This is a genomic window from Syntrophorhabdaceae bacterium (assembly GCA_028698615.1).
Taxonomy (GTDB): domain Bacteria; phylum Desulfobacterota; class Syntrophorhabdia; order Syntrophorhabdales; family Syntrophorhabdaceae; genus Delta-02.
The window spans coordinates 1-11,394 of the sequence record JAQVWF010000065.1 but is presented as its reverse complement, the minus strand read 5'-3'; the positions used below and the strand labels follow the sequence as shown (position 1 = coordinate 11,394).

Below are 11,394 nucleotides of genomic sequence, written 5' to 3'. Positions count from 1 at the left end.
ATGGTCTTCATGTATGGCCTCGACCAGCTCTCACACGAGGCCCTGTTCCGCGTTCTCGAGACCTATCCCACGCTCATCATCGGCGATGACGTCTACGAAAATTTTCTCTTTCGCGATGCGGTGATCTCCGGCCAGGAAGGAATTAAGACCCTCAAGGCGGAACATCTGCTGGAGCTTCTCAGGGACCACAGGAAGCTGAAGGACACCATCAGGAAAGGCGGCGAGGCATTAAGGGCAAGCGAGGACAACTATCGGTCCATCTTTGAGTCTGCGGCGAACCTGATAGCCACTGTCGACAAAAAAGGAAGGATCGTCGATTGCAACGGAAAGATAAGGGAGGTGCTCGGATACGACAGGGAAGAGGTTGTCGGCAGGTCGATAGCCGCTCTCTTTCATCCCGATCACTTTCACAGGGCCCACGAGACTCTCAAAGAGGTCATCAAGAAGGGCTCCTCGTACAACAAGCAATTCCAGATGGTCAGGAAGGACGGGTCGACGGTGTATGTTAGCGTCAACAGCACCCCGCTGAAGAACAAGAAGGGCAAGATAGCCAAGGTGGTTTCCATCGTCGAAGATATCACGGAGCGCAGAAGGGCCGAAGAGGCCTTGCTGGAGAGTGAAAAGCGGTTTCGCCAGCTCGTCGAGATCCTTCCCGACGCCATACTCACGCTTGCCGATGGACGGATCATATTTGCCAATAGCGCCGCATACAGTCTCTTCGGTCTCGGCCACCCCCGGGACCTCATCGGCCGGCATATGGAGGATTTTCTCGATGCCGCCGGCCCACGGGAAGAGTGCTTCGAGGAGATCCGGCAGAACGGAAAGACAGGCAAGCCCATAAGGGTCGCCACCGCCCGCCCCGACGGCACCGTCGTCATTGTTGAATGGACGGGGATGGCGCTCAATCAGAGAGAAAGCGGTATCGTCCTTTACCTGGGCAGGGACATTACCGAGAGGGAGATGGCTGAGAACCTTGTGCACGAATCGGAGGAACGATACAGGATAGCCGTCGAACACTCAAACGATGGTGTGGCGATACTCCGCGGAGAGATCTATATCTATGTGAACAGGAAGCTCGCGGAGATATTTGGATACAAGAGCGTTCAGGACGTCCTGGGCAAGAATATCTCCCTCACGATCCACGCCGATGACCGCAAGCGCGTTCTCGACATCAACCACATGCGCCAGAGAGGCGAAAAGGTTGCCGATCGTTATGAGTTCAAGGGGATACGGAAGAACGGTTCCGTTGTCTTCATCGAGGTTTCAGCGACACCCATCGTTTACAGGGGCGAGACGGCCTCTCTTGTCTATCTTCGCGATATAACGGCGCGAAAGGAACTGGAAGACAAGCTAAGAACGATCGCAACAATATTTCCCTAGGTAGTTCCTTTGCTCATTCATCGAGAAACTCCGCACTTCCGGTGACTGGCATATCGCCAATCTGAGGTAAGACTCGAAGGACTGGACCCGCCGCCGCCTATCTTTTTGCGCGGATAAGGAAACAGAAGGGCCTGATAATCGTTGGGCGCTATTCTAATGAAGACGGTTGATAGGTGATGGGTTGTTACTTATTTTCTTCAGATGCGTCGAAGGTGTACTTCAGGCGGTTGTTGACCTCGCTGAGAAGGCCCCTGATGAACATCTCTTCGAGTATGGCTTCTATCTCGCTGCTTCCGGCCTTGTCGCGAAGCAACGATTCGACATGCTTCTTGAGGGTCTTTAGTGTCCGCGGGCGCTTCTGTCCGTCGATCTTGTTAAGGTTATTGACGATGTAATTGGTGAAGTTCGATGATGGAAGCTGCTTCTTGCTGTCGGAAAGCTCCGCCGGGTTGGCGATCCTCTTCGTTTTTATACCCAGTTCGTTGATATACCTTATGAGTGAATCGTATCCGCTGTCCTTTGAGAGTATGATAAGTTCCACATCCTTGTCCATTCTCTCGCTGAGCCTGCCCAGCTCAAAGGCAAGGTGGAAGTCGAGGTTGTTCTTGCCGTCTCCGGCTATCTTTACCCATGCCAGACGCTCCCCAAAGGTCTGGGCCTTTTCAACGAGGGAGAAGGGGATCTTGTTCTGTGATTTGCCCACAAAAATGGCAATATCCGTATGCGTGGTATCGATATGGTCGAAGTCGAATTTTTGAATGTTCTCGAAATCAACGAGGATGATCCGCTTCAGCGCCTGTTCCATGCCTTAATGATACATGTTTTAAAGAAATTACTCAAGCAAGGAATAAAAGATAGGTAATAGGTCATCGGTTATTCCGTTCTGCGTTCCAGAATGCCGGACAGCAGTGTTCCACAATCTAACCTGTCTTATTGAAAAAAATGCCATTTACGGGTATGATAGATGGTTCGGGTGAACAGGGTTCCCGGTGAGCCGTGCTCAAGGAAAACGCCGATACAGGGGAAGCCGCGGGACACCGGGTCAGGATGCCTGCCCTCCCGGAGGAATAGGCTCGTGCATGACATGAAGCTCATAGACGACTACAACAGGGTCATCGATTATATACGCATTTCCGTCACCGACCGGTGCAACCTGCGCTGCAGGTACTGCGTTGACGGCGATTTTCCCTTTATCCCCCACACCGAGGTCCTCTCCTACGAGGAGATCATCCGTTTCGTCAGGGTATGCGCCTCGATGGGGGTCAAAAAGGTCCGCCTCACAGGCGGGGAGCCGCTCACCAGAAAAGGTTTGCCCCATCTGCTCAAGGAGCTTGGCGCCATCGAAGGGATCTCCGACATAAGCCTCACGACGAACGGCATCCTTCTCGCCGACCATCTGGATGAATTGAAAGAGGCGGGACTCAGGCGCATCAATATCAGCCTCGATACGCTGAGAAAGGACAGGTTTGCCTGGATCACCTGCATCGACGCCTTCGACAAGGTCATCAAGAGCATCAAGAAAGCATCCTATGACGGGTTGAATCCCATAAAGATTAATACCGTGATCATAAAAGATTTCAATGATGATGAGATACTCGATTTTGTCCGTATTGCAAGAAAGTGGGACCACGAGGTGAGGTTCATCGAGTTTATGCCCTTCGGTGACATGTCGCTGTGGAAATCCACCGAAATAATAACGTCGCTGCAGATAGAGAAGGTCATCCGCCGGGAATTCGAGCTCATTCCTTCGCTGAAGCGCGGCAAAGGTCCTGCCAGGGTCTACGATATAGCGGGCGGCTCCGGAAGGATAGGTTTCATCAGTCCCGTCTCCAGTCATATCTGTGCGGAATGTAATCGAATAAGGCTGACCTCGAGGGGCATGATACGCCCCTGCCTTTTTTCCGACGTGGAATACGACGTAAAGGCGCTGCTGAGGTCAGGCAGGAACGATGAAGAGGTCAAGGAGTTCATCCGCAGCGTCGTGAAGGTGAAACCGGAAAAGAAGCTCGAGATGGGCACAATACGAAAATGCCAGAGGAGCTTGAGGAATATAGGAGGATGAGAAAAGACAATAACCAATTTTCCAATGACCAATAACCAAACCAGAGAAACCATTATCTTTTATTGGTTATTGTAATTTGGTCATTATCTTTAAAAGGGGGTTGGGTTTGGCGAAATTGAGTCATGTTGACAGTGAAGGCAATGCACGGATGGTGGATGTTTCCGGGAAGAAAGAAACTCAACGTGAGGCGGTGGCATCGGGCAGGGTGACGATGTCCGCCGATACCTATGCCCTCATACGGGGCGGGCGCGGTCCCAAAGGAGACATATTCACCGTTGCAAAGCTCGCGGGGATCATGGCGGCGAAGAAGACCCATGACCTGATACCTTTGTGTCATCCCCTTGCTATTACCCATATCGACGTTGAGTTCAGCTTTGAAGACACGCACTGCACGGTGGAAATCATATCCACGGTCAGGACGAAGGGGCAAACGGGTGTCGAGATGGAAGCCTTGACCTGCGCCACCGTTGCCGCTCTCACTATCTACGACATGTGCAAGGCCGTGGACAAGGGTATTGAGCTCGGGCCCTTTGTTCTCCTCGAAAAAAGCGGGGGCAAGAGCGGGAGATATAAAAGGAAGACATCATAGAAGGTGAGAATGAAAGGAAAGATCATCTCCGTAAACATCAGCGAGGGGAAGGGTGAGAAGAAACGCAATGTCGGAACATGCCGGCTGCTCAAGGATAAAGGTCTGACAGGTGATGCCCACGCCGGGTTCATGCACCGCCAGGTAAGTCTTCTCGCCAGGGAAAGTATCGACAAGATCCGGGCGAAGGGTCTTGACGTCAATGCCGGCGATTTTGCGGAGAACCTTACCACCGAAGGCATCATCCTCCATGAACTGCCGGTGGGCACAACACTGCGGACCTCGGGAGGGGTTCTGTTGCGCATGACCCAGATCGGCAAGGAATGCCATACGCGCTGCAACATCTTCAAGACCGTGGGAGATTGCGTCATGCCGCGGGAGGGCATCTTTACCGAAGTGCTCACGGAAGGCGATGTCTCCGTGGGAGACGAATTGGAGGTCTTATCGTGAGCTACCGTGTGCAGATAATAACAGTGAGTGACAAAGGTTCCCGAGGAGAACGCATCGATACCAGCGGTCCGGCCATCAAGGGAGCGCTTGAGAAGGAGTTTGTCGTAGGTGATATCATTATCGTGCCCGATGAAGCCGAGGTCATAGCGAATGCGATGGTCAGGGCCATCGATGAGGAAGGCGTCGATATGGTGGTCACCACAGGCGGTACGGGTCTTTCCGCGCGGGATGTGACCCCCGAGGCAACGCGCTCGGTCATCGACCGCGATCTCCCCGGCTTTGCCGAGATCATGCGCGCCGAAAGCTACAAGATCACGCCCCGGGCCATCATCTCCCGCGCCGTATGCGGCATCCGCCGCAAGGGCATCATCATCAATCTCCCCGGCAGTGAAAAGGCGGCCATGGAATGTCTTGGCTTCATCATCGGCGCCATCCCCCACGCTCTGGCGAAGCTTCAGGGCGACCCGTCGGACTGCGCCACGCAGGGATAACCAGGGTAGGGTTCACGTCAGGCGAGAAAATTCCCGTTCTATTGAAATTTTTCCCCGTCTGTATGTAATTTGTGGACAATGGTATGCTATAATTTCTCTCACATGATGTGCCATACAGGGCATGATAAGGTAATGAGGTAATTTCATGGTAGGTTATGATCAACAAAATAGCGAGTTTGATCATTTCATGCATGGTATAGAAAGAGACATTTGAACCATTCCGAGATCTATACGGGAGGTCGTCGCTTCAAGTCTTTTGCCGGGGGATCAATAATGGCCAACATAGCGTATATATTTATGTCTTTCGATGGAGAGGATCCAGCCTCGCAGAAGAGCATGATCGCAGAACATGCATCGGCGAAGGGTTTCCGGATCGACAATTACATCACCGTTGAACTGCCTGCCGCCAGGAGGGAGCGCAGCCGCAGGGTAAAGGACCTCTTTTTCAGCGTTGACCGGTGGGATGTGATTATCATCGCGGACCTTGCGGTGACGGGGAATGACCTCTCGGATATTGTCGCGATAACAGGCGATCTCCTGAAGCGGGGGGTGCGGTTCATCGCGGCCAGACAGGGTGTGGACCTCAACGGCCCCGGGGACGGGTCGTCAAAGGCTGCCACAGCCCTTTTCAATATGCTCACTGCGGTGGATAAAGAGGTCACCTCCAGGCGTATCAAGGGGGTCCTTGCACAAAAGAGAAATGAAGGGGTGGTTCTGGGCAGGCCAAAAGGGAGCATTTCCGCATCGAAACTGGACAGTAAAAAAGAGCTTATCGTCGAATATCTCTCGAAAGGGGTGAGCAAGGCCTCTCTGGCCCGCATCGTCGAGACTTCTCCGACCAACCTGTCAAGCTATCTCAGAACGCGGAAGATAGTTGTAGCAAAGAAGGACCCCAGGGCGAAGAAGGATGCGCTTCAGAAAAGATCCCCCGAAAAAGAGGTTCCCGAAGAGCATATGCCGCCGGCTGCGGCGACGGTGCAAGCGGAACCGAGGGTTCAATTCCAGGAGACCTCAGAGGTTCTTCTGTGCAGACATTGCGGCAAGAACATCAACGATTCCAGAACAACGACATGCGCCGGTGGGTATATCGATTATCCCAATGGAGAGTTTCATCCTCGCATCCCCTATCCTGAGGACGAAAAGGAACGTTGTCCGAGGTGCGGGGTCAATCCGGGGGGATTCCATCACGATGGATGCTACATGGAGCGCTGTCCCAAGTGCGGGGAGAGGCTTGTTTCCTGCGGGTGCAGGAGCATTGGCAGCGCAAACGGACAGGACTTCAGCGGATAACTACGCCAATCCATAAGTTGCCTCCAGGGAGCCAGGTCTTGAAATATCATGGAAAACATGATATTTGAAGGTCGCATGAACTCCTATCCCCTCGAACCCCTTTTCGGGAAGATCATTGGCCCCTTCGAACGATTTCTGCGCCAAACCACGGCAAGCGGCATCGTTCTCATGTGCATGACGCTCCTGACCCTGATCGTGGCCAGTTCGCCGTGGGGCAATGCCTATCGACATTTATGGGAGACACCCATTCGGATCGGTATGGGTTCTCATACGATGGAACTGTCTCTTCACGTATGGGTGAACGAAGGGCTGATGGCCCTCTTCTTTCTGCTCGTTGGTCTCGAACTGAAGCGTGAAATAATGGTGGGGGAGCTGGCATCTCTCAGCAATGCGGCACTTCCCGTCGCGGGGGCGCTGGGGGGGATGCTTGCGCCGGCTCTCATCTACTTCTTTTTCAATCATACCGGTCCGACCTCGGCAGGATGGGGTATCCCGATGGCCACAGACATCGCCTTTTCCGTTGGAATCCTTGTTCTCCTGGCCTGGCGCATTCCCAGGAATCTCATCATTTTTCTAACCGCTCTCGCCATCGCCGATGACCTGGGTGCCGTATTGATCATCGCGCTTTTTTACACGCAGACCATTGATATGACACTTCTGGCCGCCGCGGCCGGTACCCTGGGCGTTCTCGGTCTTTTGAACCGGGGAGGTATCCGTCACCCTTTACCTTATGTTATCCTGGGGGTTCTTCTCTGGCTGGCGCTTCTCGAATCGGGGATACATGCCACACTGGCCGGTGTCTTGCTTGCCTTTACGATTCCGGCACGGCCCACCTATACCCCGCACCAGTTTGACGAACGGCTTAAGGAAATGAGGAACGCTTTCCATGCGGAGACCATCAATTGCGAAGAAACTGACGCACCCTTCGGTATCAGCCGCATGGGCACCATTGCGGAGAACCTTGAAAAGGCATCCTCCGCCGTGCAATCGCCCCAACAGCGAATGGAGCACCATCTTTCCCCCTGGGTGACTTTTGGGGTGATCCCGCTTTTTGCCATGGCGAATGCCGGTCTGGATGTTCTCGCCATGCCCTTCCGGGAGGTCATTGTTCAGCCGGTAACCCTGGGGGTTGTTCTGGGGCTTGTCCTGGGAAAGTTTATTGGGATCACGAGTTTCGCCTGGCTTGCCGTGAAGCTTGGTGTCGCCAGACTCCCCGGTGGTGTCGCGTGGCGCCATATCCTGGGAGCGGCCTGGCTCGGCGGCGTCGGCTTCACCATGTCTCTTTTTATCGGGCAACTGGCTTTTGCCGACAGGCCTTCCCTGTTCGAGGAGGCCCGGATGGGCATAATTGTGGCATCCCTCGTGTCCGCGACCCTGGGCCTCTCCTGGCTTTACTTCGGCGCTGGAAAACCTGTTGCGAGCAGCGAGTCAGGGGCTGAGTGCTCAGAAGACGGAAAAAAGGCTCTGCCGGATTAGGCGATGGAGGCAGGATGCCTCCCCTGTCCCAGACAGCCAAGCCTGGAGGACGGTCGTGCAAAAAATGTCGGGTTGTGTTATCGTCTGATTTGGAGATATTAGGGGGATGGTGTCTGACATGAGTGTCTCCTTGCGAAGCCGAAACACTGCAGCAGCCTTGATGCTCGCAGCGATCATCATCACGGCGATTCTGTCCATTTCGGCCGGAAATGTTCTCGCCGAGCCCTATCGGCACCAGAGGACAGGCCTTCTTTTCCCCGATCCCGTCAACACGTTGAAACTTGTCCGGGCCACGGATTATGAACCGTTATATGCGGGTCTCGGTACGGGTATCTCGTATCGCACCGGCACGATGAGGGCAGACATTTTTCTTTACGACCTCGGGCAGGGTCCCGTCCCCGACGGGATCTCGTCGGAGGTCGTGAGCAACGAATTCGACCAGGCCTTCGGAGATATCTACGCCCTGGAGAAGCAGGGCACCTACAGGAATATCTCTGTTGTTATCAAGAAAGAGAAGGCGCGCGTCGGTGACCACCTGAGATTTTTCCACGGCGTACTCACGTATGAGCAGAACAACATCAAGCTTGTATCCCATCTCTACCTGACGGGTCACAGGGGTCTTTTCATGAAGTTGAGGATCACCTATTTCCAGGATGCGAAGGTTCGCGAAGAGCCGAACCTCGCCGCTTTTCTCGCCATGATCTCGGACATCACGAAGGCCTCTTCCCGGCCGTAGACTCCCGGACACGGACAATCTCATCGCAGTCGATTCGGATAACGGCTCTTTACGCCAAATGACCACAGAATTATCGTTGTCTCGGCGGACAGGTAGAAACGGCCCGTCACTTATCCCGCACAGTCATTGTGCGATAACACAATAATGGTATCTGCCCGCCTTGTATACGAGCTGCCGGAGGGTGTCGGTGAAGAGGGAAGAATTGTTTCTTGTACATCAATATTGTCACCGTTGTCAGCCCCCTCGGTCCCGATCGGTCCCGCTGTCCTCATGTTGACTTCTTTGAACATCTATTGTAGGGTTCTCAGGACAACGTATCGCCTGTCACCCGGGAAGCAGCAATGAACGACACCTCAGAAACCCGTCAGAAACTGTTCGATGAAATATCCGCCCTCAAGAAGAGGATCAAGGACCTGGAGCTGTCGGAAAGCGAAAATAGGCGTGTGCAAGAGGCCCTGCGCAGGAGCGAGGAAGAATACCGCGGCATTTACGACAATGCCATGATGGGCATCTTCCAGAGCACACCTGCCGGAAGATACCTGCGTGCCAATGCGGCGTTGGCGGCCATATACGGTTATTCCTCCCCCGACGAGCTGACGCGTACCATCACGAACATCGGTGAGCAGCTCTATGTGGACCCTGAAGACCGCAAGAGGTGCATGAAGTATCTCAATGAAAACGATGCGATGCATGGTTGCGAGATGCAGTTGTACCGCAAGGACGGGAGCAAGATCTGGATTTCGATGAACGTGCGGGTTATCCGTAATCCCGATGGTTCCCCGGCCTATTATGAAGGTATTGTCGAGGATATCGTCGAGCGCCGCCGGGTTCAGGATGCGCTGAAATGGAAAACGGCCCTTCTCGAAGCACAGGTGAACACATCTATCGACGGTATACTGGTTGTCGACGAGAACCAGAAAAGGCTGATCACCAACCAGCGGTTCGTGGACCTCTGGGGGATTCCGCAGGATCTCGTCGATGGTGGGGATGACGCCTCAATGCTCAGCTATGTCGTAGACCTCATCAGCGATCCCGGCAGATTCCTTGAAAAGATCATGTACCTTTACGAGCATCCCTATGAGACGAGCAGCGATGAGATCGAATTGAAGAACGGAATGGTCCTGGACAGGTATTCGGCACCTGTTGTTGGCGACGACGGGCATCGTTACGGGAGGATATGGACGTTTCGCGAAATCACCGAGCGCAAACGCGCCGATAGGCAGCTGCTGGAATCTCAGAGGAGACTGGCGGACATCATCGAGTTCCTTCCCGACGCGACGCTGGCAATAGACGAGGCGGGAAAGGTCATCGCCTGGAACCGGGCCATAGAGGTCATGACGGGTGCAGGCAAGGAGGATATGCTCGGCAAGGGTGACTATGAATACGCGCTTCCCTTCTACGGAACGCGCCGGCCAATCCTTATCAACTTCGTCTCCATGTGGGATGAGGAGATCGAGAAACAGTATTCCTTTATAAAGAAGGACGGCGACACCCTTTTCACGGAGACCGATGTGCCCTGTGTGCGCGGGCAAAAGAGGAGCCTCTGGGGGAAGGCCGGTCCTCTCTATGATACCCACGGGAACGTTGTGGGGGCGATAGAATCCATCCGCGATGTCACCGAGCGCAAAGAGGCGGAGAGGGAGCTCTTTGCGGAAAAGGAAAAAATGCGAAGCCTTTCGGAGAACGCCCCGATCGGCATGGCCCTTATCGACGTCAAGGGAAATTTCGCCTACATAAACCCGAAATTCAAGGCCATATTCGGCTACGACCTGGCTGACATTCCCGACGTGAGAACATGGTTCAGAAAAGCATATCCCGACGAGGCATACCGCCATCGCATCATGGGAGGGTGGTTGCGCGATCTCAAGGTAAACAGCCCGCAGGACTCCGGTGTCTACAACGTGATGTGCAAGGATGGATCGACGAAAGTGATCGGGTTCATTCCCGTGCAGCTTGGCAACGGTGACGTTATCATGGTCTGCGAGGACATCACGGAACGCAAGAGGCTGGAAGCACAGCTCGTAAACGCGCAAAAGATGGAGGCGATCGGCACCCTCTCGGGTGGTATTGCCCACGATTTCAACAACATACTCATGGGTGTTCAGGGTTACACCTCGCTTATGATACTCGACACCGACAAGAACCATCCCCATTATGAGTGGTTGAGGCAGATCGAAGACCTCGTCAGGAACGCAGCGGACCTCACGCGGCAGCTTCTCGGTTTTGCGCGGGGCGGCAAATACGTTGTTAAGCCTTTCAGTATGAACGACCTTGTCGAAAAGACCTCCACCATGTTCGGAAGGACAAGAAAAGAGGTTGCCGTTCATCATGAATACCAGAAGGGCATATGGGCCGTGGAGGGAGACCAGGGCCAGATCGAGCAGGTATTGCTCAATCTCTATCTCAATGCCTCGCAGGCCATGCCCTCGGGCGGAGATCTTTCACTGGAAACGAAGAACATCGTCATCGATGGCGCGGAGTCAAAGGCGTGTTCAATGCCTCCCGGAAAATACGTATGCACTTTCATCGCTGACAGCGGTGTCGGCATGGACGAAAAGACGAAAGAACGGATCTTCGAGCCTTTCTTCACGACAAAAGAACTTGGCAGGGGAACGGGATTGGGACTTGCCATGGTCTATGGCATCATAAAGAACCACAATGGCTATATCGATGTTGATAGCGAACCTGGCAAGGGAACGACCTTCTGGTTTTGTCTGCCCGCATCACAAAAAGAGATCAGCGAGGCTGAGCCTGCCGCCGCTGAGACAGTGGGGGGTACGGGGACGATCCTTCTCGTTGATGATGAGCCCACCGTCCTTGCCGTCAGCAGGGCGATCATCGAGTCTCTGGGATATGCGGTGCATGCGGTTCAGAACGGCGAAGAGGCGATTGCGCTCTACAGGGAAAAGAAGGATGATATTGA

Annotated in this window: 10 protein-coding genes; 9 read left to right on the top strand and 1 reads right to left on the bottom strand. The window is 53.9% G+C overall.

The annotated features are described in order from the left end of the window. A partial coding sequence (locus PHC90_13405) for a PAS domain S-box protein (protein ID MDD3847340.1) occupies positions 1 to 1,380 on the top strand: 1,380 nt, incomplete at its 5' end. Positions 1,381 to 1,564: 184 nt separating this feature from the next. On the opposite strand, the gene PHC90_13400 is transcribed toward PHC90_13405, so the two are convergent. Next, positions 1,565 to 2,185 carry a PIN domain-containing protein gene (locus PHC90_13400; protein ID MDD3847339.1) on the bottom strand — a complete coding sequence of 207 codons (621 nt, stop codon included), beginning with the start codon at positions 2,183 to 2,185 and terminating at the stop codon, positions 1,565 to 1,567. Positions 2,186 to 2,464: 279 nt separating this feature from the next. Here PHC90_13400 and moaA point away from each other — a divergent pair, with 279 nt between their 5' ends. The 8 genes from moaA to PHC90_13360 form a co-directional block, all read left to right on the top strand. Beyond that, a complete protein-coding gene (gene moaA, locus PHC90_13395; GenBank protein MDD3847338.1) occupies positions 2,465 to 3,442 on the top strand; it encodes a GTP 3',8-cyclase MoaA in 978 nt (325 codons plus the stop codon). Positions 3,443 to 3,548: 106 nt separating this feature from the next. Further along, entirely contained in the window at positions 3,549 to 4,031 is a 483-nt protein-coding gene (gene moaC / locus PHC90_13390; GenBank protein MDD3847337.1) for a cyclic pyranopterin monophosphate synthase MoaC, read from the top strand. A gap of 9 nt (positions 4,032 to 4,040) precedes the next feature. After that, positions 4,041 to 4,478, top strand: coding sequence for an MOSC domain-containing protein (locus PHC90_13385; protein MDD3847336.1), 438 nt, complete (start codon positions 4,041 to 4,043; stop codon positions 4,476 to 4,478). Further along, positions 4,475 to 4,969, top strand: coding sequence for a MogA/MoaB family molybdenum cofactor biosynthesis protein (locus PHC90_13380; GenBank protein ID MDD3847335.1), 495 nt, complete (start codon positions 4,475 to 4,477; stop codon positions 4,967 to 4,969). Before PHC90_13385 ends, PHC90_13380 begins: the two co-directional genes overlap by 4 nt. A 297-nt stretch (positions 4,970 to 5,266) precedes the next feature. Next, entirely contained in the window at positions 5,267 to 6,259 is a 993-nt protein-coding gene (locus tag PHC90_13375) for a recombinase family protein (GenBank protein MDD3847334.1), read from the top strand. 75 nt (positions 6,260 to 6,334) lie between these two features. Next, positions 6,335 to 7,735, top strand: a complete 1,401-nt coding sequence (gene nhaA / locus PHC90_13370; protein ID MDD3847333.1) for a Na+/H+ antiporter NhaA — start codon at positions 6,335 to 6,337, stop codon at positions 7,733 to 7,735. Positions 7,736 to 7,895: 160 nt separating this feature from the next. Beyond that, on the top strand, positions 7,896 to 8,471 hold the full coding sequence (locus PHC90_13365; protein MDD3847332.1) for a hypothetical protein: 576 nt from the start codon (positions 7,896 to 7,898) through the stop codon (positions 8,469 to 8,471). A gap of 341 nt (positions 8,472 to 8,812) precedes the next feature. After that, positions 8,813 to 11,394, top strand: a 2,582-nt coding sequence (locus PHC90_13360; GenBank protein ID MDD3847331.1) for a PAS domain S-box protein, incomplete at its 3' end; no start/stop codon positions are given.

What these genes read in the sequence shown, in the direction of transcription:
- PHC90_13400 (MDD3847339.1), bottom strand. Translation starts at nt 2,185, where the DNA reads ATGGAACAGGCGCTGAAGCGGATCATCCTCGTTGATTTCGAGAACATT.
- nhaA (MDD3847333.1), top strand. Translation starts at nt 6,335, where the DNA reads ATGAACTCCTATCCCCTCGAACCCCTTTTCGGGAAGATCATTGGCCCC.
- PHC90_13365 (MDD3847332.1), top strand. Translation starts at nt 7,896, where the DNA reads ATGCTCGCAGCGATCATCATCACGGCGATTCTGTCCATTTCGGCCGGA.
- PHC90_13375 (MDD3847334.1), top strand. Translation starts at nt 5,267, where the DNA reads ATGTCTTTCGATGGAGAGGATCCAGCCTCGCAGAAGAGCATGATCGCA.
- PHC90_13385 (MDD3847336.1), top strand. Translation starts at nt 4,041, where the DNA reads ATGAAAGGAAAGATCATCTCCGTAAACATCAGCGAGGGGAAGGGTGAG.
- moaA (MDD3847338.1), top strand. Translation starts at nt 2,465, where the DNA reads ATGAAGCTCATAGACGACTACAACAGGGTCATCGATTATATACGCATT.